This window comes from Flavivirga aquimarina, assembly GCF_030540835.1.
GTDB classification, from domain to species: Bacteria; Bacteroidota; Bacteroidia; order Flavobacteriales; family Flavobacteriaceae; genus Flavivirga; species Flavivirga aquimarina.
Window position 1 is genome coordinate 13,850 of record NZ_JAUOEK010000093.1, and the last position, 21,705, is coordinate 35,554.

Sequence of the window (21,705 nt, forward strand, 5' to 3'; positions counted from 1 at the left end):
AGAAATTTTCAATCACGAATGCTCCATTATTTTTTTAACTTGTTATTGGATTATAAAACAGAAAATTAATTTTCTAAAAGACCATCATCTTTCCATTGTTGAATAAGATCTCTATTTCCAGATGGCATTAACCCATTAGGAGGCATAGGACTAGAACTGTTATTGATTCGACTTATTATAGCATCTACTCTATCTTTTACTTGGGTAAAAGTTACTAAAGAAAATGGGGCTCCATTAACAGGAGTTGCAGCATGACATTGCACGCAATTACTATTTATAATATTTTGTACATTACCATTATAGGTGATTTCTCCGCTTGGATCTGGATCCGGATCTGGATCCGGATTAAGATCATCATTACTATTGCTTGAGCAATTAAAAAGAAAAATGGAAATTATTGAGGCGTAAATTAGTTTTTTAAAATTCATAGCTTTTTTTATTTATTAATTATTCTTTTTTTTATAATTCGAATTAGAACCTTCTACTTAAATTAAATCCAAAGTAGACGTCTCCATCGCTCCAATCTCCAGATGCTTGTCCAATAAAACCATTGGTATTCATGGCCTGAGCGTTAGAAAAATGCATTTGGAACACATGACCTCCTGTTTCTAAATCTATACCAATAGATAACGGGTTTTTAAAAGGGGAATTGTCGGCTCTATTTAAGTGTAAACCGTAATCTGCGTTTACCGACCATCGTTTACCAAGTTTATGACGTCCACCAAAACCTAATGCAAATTGGCTGTTGTCTTGTTCATTTAAAGATACATAGTTGTCATGAAAAAAGGTAGGTGCTAATTGTACCGAAAAATTTGTATTAACTTTTCTCGATATTAATAATTGTACGGTATACCCAAGACGGTCTTCAAACTCAATAAGTGGCAAGTCTTCTTTGTCTAAAGCAGTATTTACTAAAATGGCATTATAGCCAACAACTGTAAAAGGGAAACCATTTTCTTCTTGTCTAAAAAGTCGATATTTTACTGATGCTTGGTAAATTTTTAAAAAAGAACTTCTGGATATTCCTATATTAACCGCATCAGAAATGCCATATACAAAATTTAATCGCGTTACGGCTTCGTCTAATCCAAAAAAGGTGTCAATACCATCTTTTAAACTACCAAAACGGTGAGATACTATAAGAGTGAGTTCCTTTTTTGCAACTAATTTTGTAGATTCAAAATTCACAATTTTTAAACCTTTAAAAGCGGCTGTAGCATGTTGAGTCCCTTTAGAGTCTGTATCTATTTCATCTAATAGATCGTTTTGCGAAAATGTAAGCATTGGAAGTAAAAAAAGGAAAGCTAATATGTATTTCATTTGGCTGATTTTATTGATGAACTCGTTTAAACTTTTTCAGTTTGCTAAAAAATTGCTGTTTTCAACTCTGTTTTTGTCTTTTTTTCCTTCCGTAACTCTGCTATGCAACTCATAAAAGCCTTCAACAGAACTAAAAACTTCTAATTTTCGCTTAAATCCAAAAAGTTTAAACGAGTTCAATATGTTAATTAAATTTTGTTTAAATAGTTTACTCTGTTGTTAAATTTTTAAAAACCGTTTGGTTTTAGTATTTCCTAAAGAAGATACTTTAATAAGATATAGCCCAGTACCCCATTTTGAAATATCTATTTTAGAATCATCAATATGATAAGAGTTATAAATTTGTTTTCCCAAAGTATCATAAACCTCTATATTAGCTTCTGAAATAGAAGGTGGAAGTTGAAAATTCATGATAGTTTTGCCTGGATTAGGAAATATTTTAAATTGGTTTAATACGTAATCATCTGTTCCTAAAGTTAAATTAGCTACTGTTCCAGATTTATTCGAACCATGATACCCAAAAGTGAGGCTGGAGCCTTTAGCCCATAATATAGGAATTGATGTAGCAGTACTTGGAAAAATATAGTCATTGGAGTCCCCTGTATTAATGGCTCTTGTAGCAATTAAGGTACGCACATTACTATTTGTTGTATTACTTGATATATTCCAGTCTTGACTACTATCTAAATTGGGTGTACCTGTTCCTGAAGGCATATTTCTGTCTTGTAAGCCAATTGAGTTATATACAATGGCATCATCTCCTAGGTTTCCCATACCCAAGCCTGTAGAAATGCCGGGGCCTACTCCTAACCAAATATTGTCTGGCCCAATCATAGTCATGGTAACAATGTTAGAAGTTGTATTAACATCAAATTGAACAGTGTAATCAGTGTCTAAAGCAACAACTCCAGTAGAGTAAGTTTGAGCAAAATTGTTTTGCAAAACAGGCATTAATAGTAGTAATAGTACAAGTTTTTTCATGGTTTTTTATTTTTTAGGATTGTTATTAGACTTTTATTTTTAGTAGCTACAGCAAAATCCATAGCAGTTTTGCCTACATTATTTTTTATATTATAATTAGCATTTGCATTTATTAAAAGAGTTACCATTTCTATGTTTTGATACATACAGGCATAGTGTAGAGCAGTAGTTCCCTTAATATCTGAAATATTTACATCGACGTTTTTATCTAATAATAATTTTGTTATACTTATGTTTCCTTTAACAACCGCAGCCATTAAAGGGGTTCCATAATCATTAGATTCATTAATGTCTTTAACTTTTTCGATTAAAAATTTAACGACTGCTTCATTACCATGGTAGCAAGCTAAAATTAAAGGGCTATGACCTGAGTCATTTACGCTATTTATTATATCTGGGTTTTCTTTGTAAAGTCTTAAAACTTCTTCAACGGTTCCGTTGCGGGAAACGTCGAATATATTTTTTTGTGCATGCAATGTACCATAGGAAATTAACAAAATTAGTAAGTGCTTTTTTTTCATTTTGATATAATTATTAAGCATTGATCTAGTTTAATTTGTTCTAGCAAATCGTCGTAACCGATTACGCGTCCTTTAATTTTTATTTTTGACTCAATCTTTAAGGAGTTAACGGAATTACTAAATTGGCAAAAAACAATATCGTTTAAAGTCAAGTCATTTTGATTAACTTCTGAAATAACCCCAGAAACAAGAATTGTTTTATTTAGATATTTTTTTTCCGATTCTAAAGGTGTTTTTGAAAACTCTGAGCTAATTAAACTTGCAGTAACCGTAAAAACAGGGGCTTCTGTTTCAATATTTCTGTGGTCTTTATATATATATAAATAAGCAGCTATACACAAGCCTATAAGGATTATTAAAATTTTCCACTTTTTCATATAAATTAGTTTAGAAACTGCTCCAGTACTAAGACTGAAGCAGTTTTGCTAGTATAGCAATCAAATAGCCTAAAAAGGATATTTGACTAGTGAAATTTTTCTTTTTCATAAAAGTATTTCTACTAGCTTTTTTATAATTCTGTTATTTAATTGCAGCCGTTGTCATATCGTAACCTGTCATCGCCTCCAACTCTTAAATCTATTTTAGTTTCAGTATATTTAGATATTTCACGTAATATCCAATCATTATTACAATATGGTAGACCTGGGACATTTATTGTTACGGTGATATTATTTCCAGAACCACTTGCCGTCCATGTCCCATACGCAGATGTATTAGACCAGTATACTGATAACGTACCATCTGTAAAAAAGTTAAAAGTATAGCCGTCGTACACATCATCAAGATTGTTATTATTGCGCTCTAGTTTATCAACAGTCCAATCTGTACAAGTTGTTAGAATATTGGTTAATTGATCGGGGAGGCAATCATCGCAATCATCATCATTATAATCGTAATCATCATCTTCATCGCAATCATTGCTATGTGTCTCAATAATAGTTTCTAATTCTACCAAATTGTCAATGCTTAATTCAGTCTCATCAAGAAGAATAACTGTTATTGGGAAATTAATTGTTACATAATCGTTGGTATCCAAATTATTGACAAGTTCATATAAGTTATTATCAGAGTTCACTGTTATAACATCTATAAGTTCATTATTGGTATTAAAAATTGATGTAGTGATAGGGTATTTAAAATCCAGACACTCAATGTCACTATCTTGTTCATTTTCACCTTTGCAATTGTTCGAGTAACTCAATAACTCAGTATAATTGTTTATAGTAACTTTAGAGTGGTCTTTAAGAGTTATTGTTACGGGAAACGTAATATCTACAGTATCAGTATCATCATCGTCTTCATCAAAAATGTATTCAATAATTTTGTAATCTTCTTTAGAAGTAACATCAATTCTTTGGCTATTAGCTGTTACTGCAAGTGGGAAATCGATATTAAAACAATTAGATTTATCAATGATATTATCATTAGATCCATCGTTGCTTGCCGTTTTTAACATCAAGTTTGCAATATTTGAGTTGGCGACTAAAACTTCATCATCCGGGGCTTCTATGAGTTCACTTTCTTCAGTTCTACAAGAATTTAATAGCATGATTACTGCTATTGGGAATATAAAAAGAGTCTTAAATATTTTGTCCATCAATTCTTTTTCTGTCTTTAAGTTATATCTATAACAACTTCATTAGTATTTCTCCTCAAATTTTTAAATAATTTTTTATATAACTTTAGCGACACAAAAAAATATTTTGGAAAAAGACCTTAACGATTCAATTTGTAACGAAACAGTTTTTGAACGTATTTATAATAAATACTCTAAAGACTTATATGCCTATTTATATTATAAGTATGGTGAACAGTTTAATCCCAACGACAAAATTCAAGATGCTTTTGTAAAACTTTGGAGCAATTGTAAAAAAGTAACATTAAATAAGGCTAAATCTTTTTTATATACCGTGGCTAATAATATGGTGCTAAATGATATTAAACATCAAAACGTGGTCTTGAAGCATAAACAAACAACATCTAAGAATTATACTTATGAAACTCCGGAATTTCTTTTGGAAAAAGAACAATTTTTAGAACGTTATAATAAAGTGTTAGCTAGTTTAAATGAAGAACAACGTGTTGCTTTTTTACTAAGTAAAACAGAGGGAAAGAAACACAGTGAAATTGCAGAGATGTTAGGAGTAACTCAAAAAGTTGTGGAATATAGGATTTATAGTGCTTTTAATATTCTGAAAAAAGAATTGAACGGATTTAAAATAAAATAAGGAGAAATACTAATGAAGTTGTTATATATATAATGGACGAAGATTATTTACTTGAAAAATGGCTAAAAGGAGACTTAACTGATGCTGAAAAAGAAGCGTTTAGTAAGTTGGATGATGCCCAGTTTAATCAATATATTATTGATGCTGCGCAGCATTTCAAGGTTTCTCATTTTTCTGAAGTAGATAATTTTGAAACGTTTAAGCAGCGTTATAACTCACATAAAACGTCTGTTAAGAAATTACATTGGGTGTATCCCTTATTGAAAATAGCAAGTATTGTTATAATAGGTCTAGGAATATATTTTGCATTCTTTTTCAATAAACTTACGTATATTGAAACTATGGCGAGTGAAAAAACAATTATAGAACTTCCAGATCACTCAAAAGTTGAATTAAATGCATTGACAAAGGTTTGGTTTAATGCTGAAGATTGGAATGAAAAAAGAGCACTGGAACTGGAAGGGGAAGCGTTTTTTAAAGTCGCTAAAGGGAATGTTTTTGATGTTATAACACAGGATGGTACCGTAACAGTAGTTGGTACACAATTTAATGTGAAACAGCGCGATCACTATTTTGAAGTTAAGTGTTTTGAAGGTATAGTTAAAGTAACATCAGATACTATTACAAGACAATTACATGCTGGAGATGTTTTTCAGATTTTATATGGGAAATTCTCTGAAACAAAGACGCGTGTTTCATCTCCAAAATGGACTCATAATATAAGTAATTTTGAAGCTATTCCGTTTAAAGTAGTTTTAGCAGAGTTAGAACGACAATATAATATAAAAGTCACCTGCAAAGGCATAGATGCTAACCGCTTGTTTACAGGTGGGTTTGTACATGACGAACTTCAGGACGCACTAATTTCTATTACGCAGCCAATGAATATGACTTTTGAATTACGTGCTTCAAATTTGGTAATAATTCATGGAAAAGAGAATTAAAAAAACAGCTATTTTTTTTAGCTTCTTGTTTTTTATTTCCAATGGTGTTTATGCACAAGATCAAACAGATACAAGGACTTTATCCCAAATAATTGCAACACTTCAAGAAGCATATAAGGTTCAATTTAATTATGCAGAAGATGTTATTGAAGGTATTTCGTTAAAGCCTCCAACTAAAAAGTTATCACTTTTAGAAGTTTTAAAGTATTTGGAAAAAAATACAGGTTTATCGTTTACTTTAATGAACGATAGTTTTATTCTTGTTAAACCTAGAGAAGATGTTATATTATGCGGATACCTTAAAGATAAAGATAATTTAGAAGTACTACCGTTTGCAACAGTTCAAACCCCAAGCAGTTCTGCAACCAGTGATGAAAATGGTTTTTTTAAAATTAAAGTTAAAAACGCATCGCAGTTAATTACAATACGCCATTTAGGTTATAAAACAGTTACGAAAGCTTATAGTCAATTTGCTATGTCTGGTTGTTCGGACGTGTATTTACAATCAGATTTTCAACTGTTATCTCAAGTTATTATCTCAAACTTCATAACAAGTGGTATTAATAAAATTGACAATGGTTCTTTTCAGATAGATTTTTCTAATTTAAAAATCCTTCCGGGGTTAATCGATCATGATGTTTTGCAATCTGTACAAGCATTTCCAGGTATTCAGAGTGTTAATGAAACAGTTTCAAATATTAATATAAGAGGCGGAACTCATGATCAGAATTTAATTCTATGGGATGATATAAAAATGTATCAATCTGGACATTTTTTTGGTTTAATTTCTATGTATAACCCGCATATTACTCAAAAAGTTTCTTTAAGAAAGAGTGGGAGCGATGTGAGTTATACCGATGGTGTTTCTGGAACTATAGAGATGCAAACAGATAACGAGGTAAATAGAAAATTTGAAGGTATTATTGGAATGAATTTGACTGATGTTAATGGGTTTGCAGATATTCCTGTTAATGAGTCATCATCAATACAAATAGCGGCCAGGAAATCGATTAGTGATTTTTTTGAAACACCAACATACACAGCGTTTTTTGATAGAATTTCGCAAAACACAGAAGTGGCATCTAATTCAACAACCATCACAAATACCAATAAAACTTTTGACTTTTATGATACATCATTCAGGTGGATTTATAATATAAGTGATAAAGACAAAGTTAGGGTCAATTTTATTAATGTGCATAATCAACTACAGTTCAATGAAAATGCTATAATAAATCAGGAAGAAGAATCCCGCGATAGTAAATTAACACAAAATAGTATTGCTGGAGCTTTGCATTACAATAGGGTCTGGAGTGATAGATTAAAAACAGATTTCGAAATTTACGAAACCGATTATAAACTCAGGGCTGTAAATGCCAATATACTCGATTCACAACGTTTTTTACAAGAAAATATAGTATCTGAAACAAGTACTAAACTTAAAGTAAATTATAAACTAAACGATAGGTTGCAGCTTTTAAACGGTTATCATTTTGTTGAGACAGAAGTTACCAATTTAGACGATGTAGATAATCCGTTATTTAGATTTTTAGTTTCAGAAGTCGTAAGAACGCATGGCATTTTTTCTCAAGTAGGTTATAAAACTTTAAATAATAAAACCAACTTAAATTTAGGGCTTAGGTATAACTACATTAGTAAATTTAGTAAATCTATCTGGGAGCCTCGATTAAGTTTTAATCACCGGTTTTTTGATCATTTCACTCTTGAAATACTTGGAGAATTTAAACATCAAAATGCATCACAGGTCATTAATTTTCAAAATGATTTTTTAGGAATTGAAAAACGCAGGTGGCAATTATCTAACAATAATGATATTCCGGTTATTACAAGTAAACAAATTTCTATGGGATTAAACTATAGTTATAATGGGTGGTTAGTTGGTATAGATGGTTTTTATAAAATTGTTAATGGCATAACAACCCAAAGTCAAGGATTTCAAAATCAGTATGAATTTGTTAAGAGTAGTGGACGTTACGATGTAAAGGGCTTAGATATATTATTAAGAAAGTATATTGAAAAATTTAGTACTTGGTTAAGTTATTCTTATATGAACAATCGTTATCTTTTTAAGGATCTGGAAACAGATTATTTTTCTAGTAATTACGATATTTCGCATACAGCGACTTTAGGAATGACTTATGCATTACATAATTTAAAACTTTCTGCAGGACTAAATTGGCATTCTGGAAAACCTACTACGCAGCCAGTTTTTGGGAATCAAATTATAGATGGACAGATAAATTATGAAGCTACAAATGCTTCAAATTTGAATGATTACTTGCGCTTAGATATTTCTGCAATTTATAATTTTAAATTTAGCGATAAAACAAGGGCTAATTTAGGAGTCTCGGTCTGGAATGTTTTAGATAAAGAAAATGAAATTAATAATTTCTACCGTGTAAAAGATGACAGTGTTATGGAAACTGTGCAAAAATCTTTAGGGTTTACACCTAATGCTGTTTTTAGGGTTTATTTTTAAAGTTCAACTTTTGTATTATGTCCTTTTAAAAGTTCTATATAGTCATCTATTTTAAACTCAGAGGCTTTAAAACTATTTGACCGTTTTTTTGCCTGTTCTTGTCTGGTGATACTTCTAGAAAATCTTCTAATACTTTGTTCAGAATCTAATATAATACCTGGAACAGGAGCATTTTTTCCGTTTTCATCTTTGGCAACCATGGTGAAATAAGAAGAATTGCAATGTTTTGTTTCTCCTGTTTGAATATTTTCCGATTCAACACGAACCCCAATAACCATAGAGGTTCTTCCTGTATAATTAACCGATGCTTTTAACGTTACTAATTCGCCAACATCTATAGGATTTAAAAAATCAACTTTATTTACAGATGCAGTAACGCAATAGTTTCTGGAATGTTTAGATGCACAGGCAAATGCAATTTGATCCATTAAATTTAAAATATAACCACCATGAATTTTACCACTAAAATTGGAGTGTGATGGCAACATTAATTCCGAGATAGTAATTTGGGATTCTTTTATGCTTTTAAACATGTGTTTAAGTTAGTACAGAGTATAAAATACCTGTGGTTATTGCTATTCCAAAACTAATTAAAGTGCCTATTAAAATATATTCTGTAAGCTGTCTGTCTTTTAAATCTCCAAATCTAAAAACTGACTTTGCTGTAATTAAAAAGCCTACGGCTTCCCAATGACCAGCAATTATAAATATAAACACTAAAATACGCTCTAAAATACCAATATATTTACCTGCATCCTTAAGCGATTCGTTATTTTTAGTGAGTTCTGAAATATTCCACTTTAAAAAAATGGTTTTCATAATTATAGACACTGGAATTGTTAAAAATAATAAACAGATTATTAATAAAAGATTGTCTTCGGTTATAAAAGGTTCTAGGTGAAATGTATTATTGAAATAGAAAAAGTAGCACCAAATAATGACTAAAATATGAAGTAACTGATCTATAAAAAACAGTAATCTTTTTGTTTTTTCATTTTGTAATACAAGTTTTAAACCATCAATAAACAAATGTGAAATACCTATTGTTACAACAAATGGCCATAGCGATATATCCCAAAGTATTATTATTAATAGTACAACATGGATTAATATATGTAAGTATAGTTTTGATGATTTTAATTTTTTCTTTTCTTTTTCTTGTACCCATTTTTGGGGTTGCAGAAAAAAATCACCAATTAAGTGTGCCAATAAAAGTTTTAGTAGTATCATAATAAATAAGTAGATATTTTTTTTCTATACATAAATTCTAGCTCCATGATTTCGTCTAAACGGGCTCGTTTTTGTCTAGAACTTATAGCATTTTGATTAATACCAGTAAGTTTACCTAACTCACTTTGTAGTGCCTCAGGATTTTCAATACTTAGTTTAACTATTTCAGCAGAATTAATAGTCCAATTGTCCATGGTTATTAACGCTAACTTAAAGTATAAATTAAGTTCATGATCTATCTCAGAATGATTTGTTTTAATTCGAAGATTTTGTTTTTCTTTTTTTAATGTTTCTAGTGTTTCTCCAGAAAACACAAAAGCTTCTCCATTAGACTCTGTTACATTTTCGCCTTCATAGGTTTTATTACCAATACCAATAGCTAGGCGTACATCTAGACCATGAATGGATTTTATACAAGCTTTTATATATAGAGCGGCTAAAAAACAGGAACTAATATCTTTAATTTCTATTTGAAAACTGTCTCCACGATATATTTCCCAATACGCTTTATCATTACTTAAATAAGATAAAGCTTCTTTAAGCACTTTTATCCAAACTTCTGGGGTTACCTGAGATCTGGACTTGATAATGTCGCCTGTTATGACGCTTGTTGTTATACTTGGTATCATATATCACGTTTTTGTGTGATAAACAAATATATCACTTAATTACGTGATAAACAAATATATCACGTAATTAAGTGATATATTTAAATATCGTGTTTTTATGTGATAATTGATAATATCACGTAATTACGTGATATTTATAATCTCTAAAGATCTTCTTCAGCACGTTTTATAATGGTTTCTGGCAATGCTTTTTTCGCTTTAGCACCCATTTTTTTGAGTTTTTCAACACTTGTAATCAGATTACCTTTACCATCAACTAACTTGTTCATAGCTGCAGAATAATCGCTTTTTGCTGCATCAATTTTTTTGCCAACACCCGTTAGATCTTTCACTAAACCTTCAAATTTATCGTATAAGGCACCTGCTTGTCTGGCTATTTCTATAGCATTTCGTTGTTGCTTTTCGTTATTCCACATGGTATCAATGGTACGAAGCGTAGCTAATAGGGTAGAAGGTGTTACTATAACAATGTTTTTCTCGAATGCTTTATTGTATATAGAGTTGTCTTCGTTTACTACCACAGCAAAAGCAGGTTCAATAGGTATAAACATGAGTACAAAATCCGGGGATTCTATATCGTATAAATCTTGATAGTTTTTTTCTGAAAGTTGATCGACGTGCTTTCTAATAGAATTAACATGTGCTTTTAAAAATGGTATTTTATCATCATCATCAGCATTAACCAAACGCTCGTAATCTGTTAACGATACTTTAGAGTCAATAATCATTTTTTTACTATCTGGAAGATGCAAAACAACATCGGGTAATACTCTGGAACCATCATCTAAGGTGAAACTTTGCTGTACAAAATATTCCCTATCTTTTTCTAATCCAGATTTTTCAAGTACGCGTTCTAAAACCAATTCGCCCCAATTCCCTTGCATTTTACTATCACCTTTTAAGGCTCTGGTTAGGTTGGTCGCTTCCTTTGTCATTTGTTGGTTAAGGTCTTTTAAGCCCAACAACTGTTCTTTTAAAGCGGAATGCATACTAATGCTTTCTTTTTGAGTTAAATCTACTTTTTCTTCGAAAGTCTTGATTTTTTCTTGTAAAGGGTTTAAAATATTTTTGATGTTCTCTTTGTTCTGAAGCGTAAATTTCTCAGATTTTTCATCTAATATCTTGGTGGCTAGTAATTCGAAATCTTTGCGTAACTGCTCCTGGCGCTCTTCTACCTCTTTATCTCGTTTTAAATTTAATTGCTGGAGGTTTTCATATTCGGTATTTTTTCTGATTAACTCAGAATTTAAAAACTCTTTCTCTCTTCTAATCTCTTCACGTTCATTTTCAATTTTACTCAGGTTTTGTTTTAAATCTTCAATGGTGGCATGCATTTGGTTTTGACGTTCTTCAAGTGTGCTTTTTTCACTTTTGCTTTTAAGTTTAGTAAATAAAATGCCTAAATAACCACCAATTGCTGCGGAAATAAGTATAGAAATTATAAGAATAAGATTGTCGCTCATGTATCTGAAAAAAATATAACCAAAGATAATTTTTTTGAACGGAAGACAGAAGATAGGCTTTTAAATATTTTGGAATTGTTGTTTTCCGATTAAAATTATCGAATTTAGTTAGTCGGTTAGTTATAATTAAGTCTTTATTCTAATAGCGAAAGCGGTCTTAATGTCCTTAGTCGAACATTGTTATTTCTTCACCCGAAAACTCCCCATTTTATTATCAAAAACAATTAAATCTTTTGGGAATAAATCATTAAAAACACCTTTTTCTATAAGGTTACATGGTTGATCGATAGTAACAGTATCTTTAGTCATAACAATTAAAGTATCGCATAATTGAATGGCCAAATCTATTTCGTGAGAAGAAAATAGAATCGTCTTGTTGGTCTCTTTAGCTAGTTTTTGAAGCAGTTTTAAAATATAAGCTTTATGGTACATGTCCAGATGTGTAGTAGGTTCATCCAGAATAATCAAGTCGGTATCTTGAGCTAAAGCACGAGCAATCATTACTTTTTGCAGCTGACCATCACTTAATTCATAACATTTTTTGTGTTTTAATTCTTCGATATTTGTTTGAAGTAAACATTGGTTAATAATTTTAAAATCGTCGACAGTTAAATTTCCAACCCAATTGGTATAAGGTTGACGCCCCAAAGCAATCAATTCAAAAACAGTCAGGTTTTTTGACCCCAAAGATTCTGTAAGAACTAAGCTGAGTACTTTTGCTAAATTGATATTAGAATAGTTTTCTATGGGTAAATTATTAATTGAGACGTTTCCGTCTAGTTTATGCTGAACATTAGTAAGCGTTCGCAGTAATGTAGACTTCCCAATACCGTTAGCACCTATAAGTCCCACAAGTTCCCCTTTATGTAATTCAATATTTATGTTAGAGGCAATGACTGTTTTAACTTTTTTAGAAGCATAGCCAATGGTAAGATCCTGAGTTTTTAAAACGATATGTGGTTTGTTTTTTGTCATAAATTCCAATAGGAAAACTTCAAATTCCAAATAGTTTCGGCATTAGTCTTTTGTCTTACGTCTTTCATCTCTCGTCTATATTCAAAACATCATTTTTCGTTTTCTAACTAATAACCAAATAATAACCGGCGCACCAATTAAAGAGGTAATGGCATTGATTGGCAATGTAAGATCACTGGACGGTAATTGTGCAATACTATCGCAAATAAGCATAGTAATAGCTCCAAATAAAAAAACAGCGGGTAATAATATTTTATGATTCGAGGTGTTAAAAATTTGTCTGGTCATATGCGGGATTGCTAAACCAATAAACGCAATAGGACCAGCAAAAGCTGTAATGGTTCCAGCTAATAAGCTAGTTGCAATAATTATTAATAGCCGACTTGTTTTTATATTTAAACCTAAACTCTTTGCATAATTTTCTCCCAATAATAAAGTGTTTAATGCTTTTATAGATGATAAACTTATTAGTATTCCTATAGCATAAATTATAAATAAAATAAATAATTCGTACCAAGTAAGATTCCCTACACTACCAAACCCCCAAAAAATATATTGTTGTAATTCTTCTGCAGAACTAAAATAGGAGAGCACACTAACTGTTGCTGAGGTAATACTACCAAACATAAGGCCTATAATTAGTATTGCCATGGTGTCTCTAACTCTATTAGATATTATTAAAACAACCAATAGCACTGTAAAACTCCCTAAGCTGGCTGCGATTACAATACTCCATTTCGAAACCAATACGCTGGCTAAAGTACCTCCAAAAGCAGAAGCGCCCATAATAACTAAAGCAACTCCTAAGCTGGAACCAGAGGTGATTCCTAAAACAAAAGGACCAGCTAACGGGTTTCTAAATAGTGTTTGCATGAGTAATCCGGAGATTCCTAAACCAGAACCAACGATTATGGAAGTAATAGCTTTAGGCAACCTGTATTCATGGATAATATGTTGCCAAGATTCATTTCCGGTTGAATTTCCAATTAAACTATTAAAAACATCTTGAAAAGGAATAGAGACAGATCCTAAACTAATGTTTGCAAAAAAACACAGAAAAAGCACTAAAATTAATGCTACAAATGGTAGTTTATATGTTTTTGTATATGGCAACTAATCTAAACGTTTAAAAAAGAAAGTTTCATAGTCATTTAGTAATTTGGGGTGCGCAATTTTTATAATATCTTTTAGGATAAGGTCTGGTCGTAAAGTTCCTAATTCGTAGTAGAGTAAACCGTCTTTGGCGCCTTTTCTTTTGGTATAGGTATATATTTTGTTGTTTTTATAAGCATCAAAAACACTATAACCTTTATGATTACCTAGCATTTGTTTTTTAGTGTCAAAGTTTCCAGCGCCTATCCAAAACTCTGCATTTTGAGCTTTTTCCAATACGTTTTCAAAGTTTAATTGTGAACTTCCATTGTTGTTATTTTCTTTCCAAATATAATCAGTATTGGCGTCTTCTAAATATTTTGCGATAAAACTTTTACCTCCAGGGACGTTCCATACATCTTTAAAGGCCGACCCAGACATAATTGTTGGTTTTCTGGTAATTGTTTTTGCTATCGCTTTTGCCTTTAAATAATCGGTTTCTATCGTTTTAAAAATAGAATCGGCTTCCTTTTCTTTGTTATAGAAAGCCGCTATAAATTTTATCCATTCGGCTTTTCCTAAAGGATGTTGCTCAGTCCAAGCACCATCCAGAACAACTGGAATACCTAATTTTTCTATTTGATCTAATTTTTTATTAATACCATTAACAGAAAAACCAATCACCAGTTCTGGGTTTAATTCTAAAAGTAGTTCGATATTGATCGATGTATCGTTACCTAAATCTTTAATTGCTCCATTATCTACTCTTACTCTGGTTTTTTCAGAGCAAATGTATTTTGTATTAGGAAAACCAATTAAACTATTATCTACTCCTAAATATTCTAAGGCAGGAATATTGGTTGTAGAAACAGCAACAAGCGTTTTAATGGGGATTTCTATTATTTTAGTATTGGCATCATGATCTGGTTGTTTTTCACCTTTTTTCACTAATAAATAAGTAAACGTTTTATTGCTGTTTGGCCATGCAGAATTGACGATTACTTTTTTGTAATTCTTATAATTGGTTATAGAGAAACCTTTAGCATAACTTAGAGTTTCTTTAATTCCTTCTGATTGGTTTAAGGATATTGTTTCCTGCTTTTTTTCTTCTTTACAAGATGAAAGAAGCACAGTGTATGTTACTAAAAGGATTAAAAATCGCATGAAAAAAAATTAAGGTATAAAGGTCTTTATTTTTTTTGTAAAACTATAGGTATATAGTAATTAAAGCTATTTTTGGTGCTTAAAATGAATTATGAATAATTTTTTGTGTTCCTGGAGTGGTGGTAAAGATAGCTGCTTTGCTTATTATAAGGCCTTACAGTTAGGGTACAAACCCACTGTTTTATTAAATGTTATGAATGAGTTTGGAGACAGATCCCGATCTCATGGTATTACAAAACCTATTTTAAAAGCACAGGCTGAAGCTTTAAGTTTACCTATTCATTTTTTTAATAGCACCTGGAAAGCTTATGAAGAGAACTATATAAAGCATTTAAATGTTTTAGCTGAAGACTACGAACTTTCTCATGCTGTTTTTGGCGATATTGATATTGAATCGCACCGGGATTGGGAAGAAAAAGTATCCAAATCGGCAGGCTTGGAAGCTATTTTACCTTTATGGCAAGGAAATAGAAAACAGTTGGTTTTAGATATGATTGATGCCGGTTTAGAAGCTATTATTGTTTCTTGTAATCAAGATTTAGGACCTGATTTTTTAGGAAGTACCATAGATACATCTATTATTGAAACTTTTGAATCTATGGGTGTTGATGCTTGTGGAGAAAATGGTGAATACCATACTTTGGTTGTGAATGCACCTTTTTTTAAAAATAGAATCCATGTAGAAATGGTTAAAAAATCGGTGTCTAGTAATTATAATTTCGCTGAATTAGAACTTGTTGAGGGGTGATGCTTTTTATTAAGTTTTGTCATTCCTGCCTTTCGTCTTCGCTCAAGATAAACTACGGCAGGAATCCACTAGTTAAATAGAATGTTTCATGTACAAAACGATTCATCAATATTATCTTTATATTTTAACCAATAAAACTTGTGGAACGTTATACATTGGTGTGACAAACGATTTAGAACGCAGAATGTTCGAACATAAAAATAAATTAGTTGAAGGTTTTACAAAGAAATATGGATTAAATAAATTACTCTATTTTGAAACCTATCAATACGTTGAAGATGCTATAAAAAGAGAAAAGAATATGAAGAAGTGGAAGCGTCAATGGAAAATTGATTTAATAGAAAAAGATAATCCTAATTGGAAAGATTTATCTAAAGATTGGACTTATTTGATTGAATGAAAATAAGAGGTGGTTTTAATGTTATCAATATACGAGTGGATTCCTGCCTTCGCAGGAATGACAATTAACTTCAAATCCGAATAATAATAAATAAACTTATTTCAGAAAGTAAACTTAAATTAGTTCAATTTCAGAAATGAGTTTTAAAGAATTTCCAATTTTTTCAAGATGAAAAACGTCTCCATATTGAATTTTAATATCAAATGATTTTTCTAGAGGAAGACCCATAACAGAAGCCAAAAGTGCTCTTATCGGTCCAGCATGGGTTACTATGATAAGGTTTTGTTTGTTGTCTGAATTTATAATGTCTTCAAAGAAATTATATACTCTAGAAGCCAGGTCTGTATAAGATTCGCCATTAGGAACTCTAACATTTACAAAGTCTTTCATCCATGGATTTAAGTTTTCTTCAGGAATATGATTCCATCGTTGCATTTCCCAGTCTCCAAAATCGAGTTCTTTTAAACGATCATCAAAAAGTACAGGTGTTCCCAGATAATTTGCCAATAGAGCACATCGTTTTAATGGACTACTCTTTATGATATAGGAGGTTTTGCTATTCGGGATTTGCTTTTTTACTGCATTAAACTCATCTAGAAAAGTGTCTTTTAAGTTTAAATCGGTTTGTCCGTAACAAATTCCTTTTTCAATATCGGGAGTTGTATGCCTAATTATATAAATTTCCATAATGCAATAACACTTAAATAAAAGATTACCTCACATAATTGTTGTACAGCTCCGGCACAATCTCCTGTTTGTCCTCCCAGCCATTTTTTAAATTTAATGCCTAGGTAAACTTTCGCTAAATAACATGGGATTATTGTTATAAAAATTAAAGGTTTATTAAAAAAGAATAATGGTATTATTCCAAAAACACCACTAAAAATTAGCATATTTATAGATATGTTTTTTGCAGCGGGTTTAGCTTTGCTGTCTTCGGTATCACGAACATAAGGATGCGTGTAAATTAATGTAGTCGCTATAAACCTACTTAGACTATGTCCTGCAATAATTGTAATAGGAATAAAATGAAATGAAACTTCTCTTAATGCAGAAAATTTAATAGCAAGTATTAAAACTACCCCTATAACGCCGTAGGTTCCAAGACGAGAATCCTTCATGATAAGCAGAATCTTTTCTTTGGTCCATCCGCCACCTAATCCGTCGCAAACATCTGCAAAGCCATCTTCATGAAAAGCTCCCGTAATGTATATGGTAGCAGCCATGCTTAACAGAAGTGCTATTTCTGTAGATAGCATAAAAGAAAAACCATAAAAAACTAAAGCTCCAACGCTACCAACAATAATACCAACTAACGAAAAGTATTTAGCACTTTTTGAAAGATACTCTGGGTTATGGTCTACCCATTTCGGACAAGGGATTCTTGTGAAAAACATGATGGCTGTTAAGAAAATATGGAGTTCTCTTTTCATAATTTATTGGTCTCAACTGTAGTTAAAACTATGTGTTTTAGTGCATTTCGCTTTGAGCTTCTAAAAAATTTGACACGAATTTCACGAATTGACACTAATTCAGTTTTACAATGTTTATTTTTTCTTTTGTTTCGGTATTTCACGAAGGAGACTTTCAGTCTGCCAAAATGAACCTATGAACTTCCAGTCCATGGTTTATTAGTCTTTAGTTTCACCGCTTACTCCGGCAGAATCAAAACTAGCCATATCATTTAAAAAGTTTACAGAGGCTTGTACCAGAGGGATCGCTAATGCAGTTCCTGTGCCTTCACCCAATCTTAAACCTAAAGATAATAAAGGATTTACATTTAAAAACTCTAGCATTTTTATATGTCCTTTTTCATTAGAATTATGGGCAAATACGCAATAGTCTAAAACGTTTTTGTTTATTGCTTGAGCAGCCAATAGAGCTGCAGTTACTATAAAACCATCAATAATTATAGTCATTTTTAGTTGGGCTGCTTTTAAAATAGCACCACTAATCATAGCTATTTCAAACCCTCCAAAAACAGCCATAGCTTCTAAGGCATTTTGTGGATTATATTTTTTATAAACGTTAGATAAGATTTGCTGTTTTCTACTAATGCCTTCATTATCTAATCCTGTACCAGAACCAACACATTCAGAAATAGGAATTTCTGTAAAATAAGACATAAGCAAAGCCGCAGAAGAGGTATTGCTAATTCCCATTTCTCCAAATCCGATGGTATTTGTACCTTCATTTTTAAGTTTAGAAATAATGTCACTCCCTTTATTAAAGGACTCTTCGCATTGTTTTAATGTCATAGCGGGTTCTTCTTGATAGTTTTTAGTACCAAAATCAATTTTAGCATTAATAATATCAAGTTCGTTAGGAAAGGTGTGGTTTACTCCGGCATCAACTATTTTTAAGCTTAGATTATTAGTATTACTAAAAATATTTATTGCAGCACCGCCATTAATAAAATTATAAACCATTTGTGAGGTTACTTCTTGCGGAAAAGGGTTTACTTCACCTTTAGTAGCAATACCATGATCGCCTGCAAATACAACAATAGTTGGTTTTTCTATTTTTGGGTTTTCGGTTTGCTGAATACGCCCAATTTGAAAAGCGATATGTTCTAGCTTACCTAAAGCCCCAATAGGTTTTGTTTTTAAGTCTATTTTGTGTTGAATTTTTGCTTCTAATTCAGGGTTTGCAATTGGGTCTATTTGGTAGGTCATTTATTTAAGTTTTACTGGTATTCCAGACACCATTAAAGTTGCTTTGTCTGCATGTTTGGCTATATGTTGATTCATCCAACCTTGAAGTTCGGTAAATTTCCTGCCTATTTCAGTTTGGGCATGTACACCCATACCAATTTCGTTAGAAATTATAATAATTGTTGCGTCTATATCGAGTAGTTTGTCAAATTCAATTTTAGCTAATTCTAAGCTTTTCTCAATATCATTTTTTGTATCGACATAGAAATTTGTAAGCCATAAGGTAACACAATCAATTACAACCACATCTTTTGGTTTTATTACTTTAGAAACAATTTTTTCCTCTTCAATAGATGTCCATCTTTCATCTCTATCGGCAATATGTCTATCAATTCGTTTTCTATGGTCATCGCCCCAAATGCGTGATGTAGCAACATATTTTGGTGTGTTTGATAGTGATAAAGCTAAGTTTTGTGCGTAGCTGCTTTTTCCTGAGCGTTCGCCTCCTGTTATGTAAAAAATCATACGAAGAGAATTATTTAATGAGTTTGCAAAGATTAAATATTTTATATGAATAAAGCGAAAAGTGTACTTATAATTCTAAAATTGATTAGTATATTTGCAGCGAATTTTGGTTCTATTCAGTTTTAATTGAATGGATTAAAAGGGAATCAGGTGAAGTGATTGATGATAGTAGATTGCTGATTTACGAATTTTTGAATTCTAAAATCTAAAGTCTAAAATCTGAAAATCTCCAGTCCTGAACTGTTCCCGCAACTGTAAATTTATACTGTACCCGATAGTTATTGGGATTAATCAGTACTTCTACGGAAGATGTTATTAACTTCAAAAAGCCACTGGCTTCGCGCTGGGAAGGTCTAATAACATAAAATAAGTCAGGAGACCTGCCATTTTCGAAACAATTAAGTTAAACTTTCGGGATAAAAGTTTGCGTATGACATCCATACCACTCTCGATTAATTAGTCATTTAAATGAACAAAAAGACAAACGTTTTTGGTGTACTATGTTTTGGTATATCTATGATTGGGTTCGCACAACAGCAAAAAGACTCAACAAAAGTAGAACAATTAGAAGAAGTTGTTATTACAGATTCGCGTTTTGCGCTAAAGCGTGAAAATTCAGGAAAATCTGTTATTAAAATATCGAAGATCGATATTGAAAGAAACCAAGGAAGAACGGTTTCAGAATTAATAAATGCACAGTCTGGTATCGAAATTAACGGTAGTAGAAGTAATGCAGGTCAGAATTTAGGTGTATATGCTCGTGGTGGTCGTAATCGCCAAGTTTTAGTTTTAATTGATGGTATTCAAGTAAGTGATCCATCTCAAATTAATATTGAGTATGATCTTAGACTTCTAAATTTAAATCAAATTGAGTCTATTGAAATAATTAAAGGTGCTGCGAGTACTTTATACGGTAGTGGTGCTGCATCGGCAGTAATAAATATTACAACTAAAAAGGCCAGTGCTAAAAAAGTAAATGCAATTTTTGCGTCAAGTATTGGAACAAATCAGTCCGAGTCTGACCAAAACTATAATATTGCCGATTTTAATAATAGTGTCGCTATTAGTGGAACTTTAAATAAGTTTACATATCGTGCCGCATTTAGTAATCAATTTTCTGACGGTCTTTCGGCTGCAATTAGCGATTCTAATGAGAAAGATGTTTATTCAAAATATGGTGTAGATGTTAATTTAGGCTATAAGTTTAATAACGCTTTTTCTTTAAATGTATACGGTAACTTTACTGATACAAATTCAGAAATTGATGGGTATGATTCTAATTTTAATTTAGTTGATACTAATGATGAGTTTAATAATGAGCAATCCAGAGTTGGACTTTCATCTAAATTTAAATATAGAAATGGTAGTATTAATATAAATGCTGCATATAGTGAATATGATAGAGAATTTATATCTAATTTTCCATCTACATTCAAATCAAAAAACTATGTATTAGATGTTTACAATAAATATGTTTTTGATAAAATGTTTTATACTATAGTTGGTTTAAACGCTATTGAAAACAAAGCTGTATTTGCAAATGATGTAAGATTTACTATTGTAGATCCGTATGCTAATTTTGTATATGTATCAGATTTTGGTTTAAATGTTAATGCCGGAGCACGTTTAAATAATCATAGTGACTACGGGTCTCATTTCACATATAACTTAAATCCATCATTCATTCTAAAATCTGATGATGACAGCTATACAAAAGTTTTCGGTTCTTTTAGTACTTCTTTTATAACACCATCTTTGTCTCAATTATTTGGTAATTTCGGAGCTAATCCAGATTTAGACCCAGAAGAAAATAGGACTATAGAGGCTGGTGCTGAATTTAAGCTAAATAACAATTTTAGAGTAACAGGACTTTTCTTTAATAGAGAAGAGAAAAATACCGTGTTATGGATTGATAGTGGTTATTTAAACGCAACAGATAAATTACATGCTAGGGGTGTAGAGATTGAGGTTAATGCAACACCTATTGAAAAATTATCTGTTACTGCTAATTATACGTTTACAGAATACAAAGAAAGTTTAGCACGTAGAATACCAAAACATAAAGGGAATTTGCAAATAGGCTACGATTTTTGCAAGACGACTTTTGCATCGTTATCGTACCAATATACACATGATAGATTCGAAAATAGTTTTGTACCTCTATTGGAGAGTTTTAGCTTGTTTAACTTCTATATAAGTCATACTGCTCTTAAAAATAAAGTAAAATTCTTTGGAGGTATCGATAATATTCTAAATGAAGATTATGAAGATGTTCCGGGGTATGTAACTAAAGGAAGAAATGCTAGGTTAGGTTTTCAATTGACTCTATAG

At 31.4% G+C, this 21,705-nt stretch carries 23 protein-coding genes and 1 riboswitch; of the genes, 6 read left to right on the top strand and 17 right to left on the bottom strand.

Features of this window, described 5'->3' with window-relative positions; all coding sequences use genetic code 11:
- Positions 1–65: 65 nt before the first annotated feature.
- The 6 genes from Q4Q35_RS08290 to Q4Q35_RS08315 form a co-directional block, all read right to left on the bottom strand.
- Positions 66–428 (bottom strand): hypothetical protein, encoded by a 363-nt coding sequence (locus tag Q4Q35_RS08290; protein ID WP_303277498.1) that lies wholly within the window; start codon positions 426–428, stop codon positions 66–68.
- A gap of 43 nt (positions 429–471) precedes the next feature.
- Positions 472–1,320 (bottom strand): DUF5777 family beta-barrel protein, encoded by an 849-nt coding sequence (locus Q4Q35_RS08295; RefSeq protein WP_303277499.1) that lies wholly within the window; start codon positions 1,318–1,320, stop codon positions 472–474.
- A gap of 219 nt (positions 1,321–1,539) precedes the next feature.
- Positions 1,540–2,301 carry a T9SS type A sorting domain-containing protein gene (locus Q4Q35_RS08300; protein ID WP_303277500.1) on the bottom strand — a complete coding sequence of 254 codons (762 nt, stop codon included), beginning with the start codon at positions 2,299–2,301 and terminating at the stop codon, positions 1,540–1,542.
- Positions 2,298–2,822, bottom strand: coding sequence for an ankyrin repeat domain-containing protein (locus Q4Q35_RS08305; protein ID WP_303277501.1), 525 nt, complete (start codon positions 2,820–2,822; stop codon positions 2,298–2,300). The genes Q4Q35_RS08300 and Q4Q35_RS08305 overlap by 4 nt, the downstream gene beginning before the upstream one ends.
- Complete coding sequence (locus Q4Q35_RS08310) at positions 2,819–3,199, bottom strand: OB-fold protein (RefSeq protein WP_303277502.1); 381 nt, start codon at positions 3,197–3,199, stop codon at positions 2,819–2,821. Before Q4Q35_RS08310 ends, Q4Q35_RS08305 begins: the two co-directional genes overlap by 4 nt.
- A gap of 146 nt (positions 3,200–3,345) precedes the next feature.
- Positions 3,346–4,419, bottom strand: a complete 1,074-nt coding sequence (locus Q4Q35_RS08315) for a hypothetical protein (RefSeq protein WP_303277503.1) — start codon at positions 4,417–4,419, stop codon at positions 3,346–3,348.
- Positions 4,420–4,525: 106 nt separating this feature from the next.
- Here Q4Q35_RS08315 and Q4Q35_RS08320 point away from each other — a divergent pair, with 106 nt between their 5' ends.
- Genes Q4Q35_RS08320 through Q4Q35_RS08330 form a run of 3 tightly spaced genes read left to right on the top strand, consistent with a single transcriptional unit; the run spans position 4,526 to position 8,494 of the window.
- Positions 4,526–5,050: an RNA polymerase sigma factor gene (locus tag Q4Q35_RS08320; RefSeq protein ID WP_303277504.1), complete on the top strand. Its 525-nt coding sequence runs from the start codon at positions 4,526–4,528 to the stop codon at positions 5,048–5,050.
- 32 nt (positions 5,051–5,082) lie between these two features.
- Positions 5,083–5,994, top strand: a complete 912-nt coding sequence (locus Q4Q35_RS08325) for a FecR family protein (RefSeq protein ID WP_303277505.1) — start codon at positions 5,083–5,085, stop codon at positions 5,992–5,994.
- On the top strand, positions 5,978–8,494 hold the full coding sequence (locus Q4Q35_RS08330; protein ID WP_303277506.1) for a TonB-dependent receptor: 2,517 nt from the start codon (positions 5,978–5,980) through the stop codon (positions 8,492–8,494). Before Q4Q35_RS08325 ends, Q4Q35_RS08330 begins: the two co-directional genes overlap by 17 nt.
- Here Q4Q35_RS08330 and Q4Q35_RS08335 read toward each other — a convergent pair.
- The 7 genes from Q4Q35_RS08335 to Q4Q35_RS08365 all read right to left on the bottom strand — a co-directional run bounded on the left by Q4Q35_RS08335 (position 8,491) and on the right by Q4Q35_RS08365 (position 15,047).
- The gene (locus tag Q4Q35_RS08335) at positions 8,491–9,027 is read right to left on the bottom strand and encodes an acyl-CoA thioesterase (RefSeq protein WP_303277507.1); all 537 of its coding nucleotides are present in this window, start codon (positions 9,025–9,027) and stop codon (positions 8,491–8,493) included. The genes Q4Q35_RS08330 and Q4Q35_RS08335 overlap by 4 nt on opposite strands.
- Before the next feature lie 4 nt (positions 9,028–9,031).
- The gene (locus Q4Q35_RS08340; RefSeq protein WP_303277508.1) at positions 9,032–9,724 is read right to left on the bottom strand and encodes a DUF3307 domain-containing protein; all 693 of its coding nucleotides are present in this window, start codon (positions 9,722–9,724) and stop codon (positions 9,032–9,034) included.
- On the bottom strand, positions 9,721–10,353 hold the full coding sequence (locus Q4Q35_RS08345; RefSeq protein WP_303277509.1) for a transcriptional regulator: 633 nt from the start codon (positions 10,351–10,353) through the stop codon (positions 9,721–9,723). The genes Q4Q35_RS08340 and Q4Q35_RS08345 overlap by 4 nt, the downstream gene beginning before the upstream one ends.
- A gap of 143 nt (positions 10,354–10,496) precedes the next feature.
- Complete coding sequence (locus Q4Q35_RS08350) at positions 10,497–11,816, bottom strand: DNA recombination protein RmuC (protein ID WP_303277510.1); 1,320 nt, start codon at positions 11,814–11,816, stop codon at positions 10,497–10,499.
- 180 nt (positions 11,817–11,996) lie between these two features.
- Positions 11,997–12,791 carry an ABC transporter ATP-binding protein gene (locus tag Q4Q35_RS08355; RefSeq protein ID WP_303277511.1) on the bottom strand — a complete coding sequence of 265 codons (795 nt, stop codon included), beginning with the start codon at positions 12,789–12,791 and terminating at the stop codon, positions 11,997–11,999.
- An 81-nt stretch (positions 12,792–12,872) separates the two neighbouring features.
- Positions 12,873–13,904 carry a FecCD family ABC transporter permease gene (locus Q4Q35_RS08360; protein ID WP_303277512.1) on the bottom strand — a complete coding sequence of 344 codons (1,032 nt, stop codon included), beginning with the start codon at positions 13,902–13,904 and terminating at the stop codon, positions 12,873–12,875.
- A complete protein-coding gene (locus Q4Q35_RS08365) occupies positions 13,905–15,047 on the bottom strand; it encodes an ABC transporter substrate-binding protein (RefSeq protein WP_303277513.1) in 1,143 nt (380 codons plus the stop codon).
- Between the two features lie 91 nt (positions 15,048–15,138).
- Here Q4Q35_RS08365 and Q4Q35_RS08370 point away from each other — a divergent pair, with 91 nt between their 5' ends.
- On the top strand, positions 15,139–15,795 hold the full coding sequence (locus tag Q4Q35_RS08370; protein ID WP_303277514.1) for a Dph6-related ATP pyrophosphatase: 657 nt from the start codon (positions 15,139–15,141) through the stop codon (positions 15,793–15,795).
- A gap of 88 nt (positions 15,796–15,883) precedes the next feature.
- Positions 15,884–16,195 (top strand): GIY-YIG nuclease family protein, encoded by a 312-nt coding sequence (locus tag Q4Q35_RS08375; RefSeq protein ID WP_303277515.1) that lies wholly within the window; start codon positions 15,884–15,886, stop codon positions 16,193–16,195.
- A gap of 114 nt (positions 16,196–16,309) precedes the next feature.
- Here Q4Q35_RS08375 and cobC read toward each other — a convergent pair whose 3' ends face one another.
- The 4 genes from cobC to Q4Q35_RS08395 form a co-directional block, all read right to left on the bottom strand.
- Positions 16,310–16,882 (bottom strand): alpha-ribazole phosphatase, encoded by a 573-nt coding sequence (gene cobC / locus Q4Q35_RS08380; RefSeq protein ID WP_303277516.1) that lies wholly within the window; start codon positions 16,880–16,882, stop codon positions 16,310–16,312.
- Positions 16,867–17,628, bottom strand: a complete 762-nt coding sequence (locus Q4Q35_RS08385; RefSeq protein WP_303277517.1) for an adenosylcobinamide-GDP ribazoletransferase — start codon at positions 17,626–17,628, stop codon at positions 16,867–16,869. The genes cobC and Q4Q35_RS08385 overlap by 16 nt, the downstream gene beginning before the upstream one ends.
- Before the next feature lie 198 nt (positions 17,629–17,826).
- Positions 17,827–18,870, bottom strand: coding sequence for a nicotinate-nucleotide--dimethylbenzimidazole phosphoribosyltransferase (gene cobT, locus Q4Q35_RS08390; RefSeq protein ID WP_303277518.1), 1,044 nt, complete (start codon positions 18,868–18,870; stop codon positions 17,827–17,829).
- The gene (locus tag Q4Q35_RS08395; protein WP_303277519.1) at positions 18,871–19,374 is read right to left on the bottom strand and encodes a bifunctional adenosylcobinamide kinase/adenosylcobinamide-phosphate guanylyltransferase; all 504 of its coding nucleotides are present in this window, start codon (positions 19,372–19,374) and stop codon (positions 18,871–18,873) included. It abuts the gene before it with no gap.
- An 89-nt stretch (positions 19,375–19,463) separates the two neighbouring features.
- Positions 19,464–19,776: riboswitch (cobalamin riboswitch) on the top strand.
- A gap of 66 nt (positions 19,777–19,842) precedes the next feature.
- Between Q4Q35_RS08395 and Q4Q35_RS08400 the strand changes: the two genes are divergently transcribed.
- The gene (locus Q4Q35_RS08400; protein WP_303277520.1) at positions 19,843–21,705 is read left to right on the top strand and encodes a TonB-dependent receptor plug domain-containing protein; all 1,863 of its coding nucleotides are present in this window, start codon (positions 19,843–19,845) and stop codon (positions 21,703–21,705) included.

Coding starts and splice junctions, on each gene's coding strand:
- Q4Q35_RS08290 (WP_303277498.1), bottom strand. CDS start 428: ATGAATTTTAAAAAACTAATTTACGCCTCAATAATTTCCATTTTTCTT.
- Q4Q35_RS08295 (WP_303277499.1), bottom strand. CDS start 1,320: ATGAAATACATATTAGCTTTCCTTTTTTTACTTCCAATGCTTACATTT.
- Q4Q35_RS08300 (WP_303277500.1), bottom strand. CDS start 2,301: ATGAAAAAACTTGTACTATTACTACTATTAATGCCTGTTTTGCAAAAC.
- Q4Q35_RS08305 (WP_303277501.1), bottom strand. CDS start 2,822: ATGAAAAAAAAGCACTTACTAATTTTGTTAATTTCCTATGGTACATTG.
- Q4Q35_RS08310 (WP_303277502.1), bottom strand. CDS start 3,199: ATGAAAAAGTGGAAAATTTTAATAATCCTTATAGGCTTGTGTATAGCT.
- Q4Q35_RS08315 (WP_303277503.1), bottom strand. CDS start 4,419: ATGGACAAAATATTTAAGACTCTTTTTATATTCCCAATAGCAGTAATC.
- Q4Q35_RS08325 (WP_303277505.1), top strand. CDS start 5,083: ATGGACGAAGATTATTTACTTGAAAAATGGCTAAAAGGAGACTTAACT.
- Q4Q35_RS08330 (WP_303277506.1), top strand. CDS start 5,978: ATGGAAAAGAGAATTAAAAAAACAGCTATTTTTTTTAGCTTCTTGTTT.
- Q4Q35_RS08335 (WP_303277507.1), bottom strand. CDS start 9,027: ATGTTTAAAAGCATAAAAGAATCCCAAATTACTATCTCGGAATTAATG.
- Q4Q35_RS08340 (WP_303277508.1), bottom strand. CDS start 9,724: ATGATACTACTAAAACTTTTATTGGCACACTTAATTGGTGATTTTTTT.
- Q4Q35_RS08345 (WP_303277509.1), bottom strand. CDS start 10,353: ATGATACCAAGTATAACAACAAGCGTCATAACAGGCGACATTATCAAG.
- Q4Q35_RS08350 (WP_303277510.1), bottom strand. CDS start 11,816: ATGAGCGACAATCTTATTCTTATAATTTCTATACTTATTTCCGCAGCA.
- Q4Q35_RS08355 (WP_303277511.1), bottom strand. CDS start 12,791: ATGACAAAAAACAAACCACATATCGTTTTAAAAACTCAGGATCTTACC.
- Q4Q35_RS08365 (WP_303277513.1), bottom strand. CDS start 15,047: ATGCGATTTTTAATCCTTTTAGTAACATACACTGTGCTTCTTTCATCT.
- Q4Q35_RS08370 (WP_303277514.1), top strand. CDS start 15,139: ATGAATAATTTTTTGTGTTCCTGGAGTGGTGGTAAAGATAGCTGCTTT.
- Q4Q35_RS08375 (WP_303277515.1), top strand. CDS start 15,884: ATGTACAAAACGATTCATCAATATTATCTTTATATTTTAACCAATAAA.
- cobC (WP_303277516.1), bottom strand. CDS start 16,882: ATGGAAATTTATATAATTAGGCATACAACTCCCGATATTGAAAAAGGA.
- Q4Q35_RS08385 (WP_303277517.1), bottom strand. CDS start 17,628: ATGAAAAGAGAACTCCATATTTTCTTAACAGCCATCATGTTTTTCACA.
- cobT (WP_303277518.1), bottom strand. CDS start 18,870: ATGACCTACCAAATAGACCCAATTGCAAACCCTGAATTAGAAGCAAAA.
- Q4Q35_RS08395 (WP_303277519.1), bottom strand. CDS start 19,374: ATGATTTTTTACATAACAGGAGGCGAACGCTCAGGAAAAAGCAGCTAC.
- Q4Q35_RS08400 (WP_303277520.1), top strand. CDS start 19,843: ATGAACAAAAAGACAAACGTTTTTGGTGTACTATGTTTTGGTATATCT.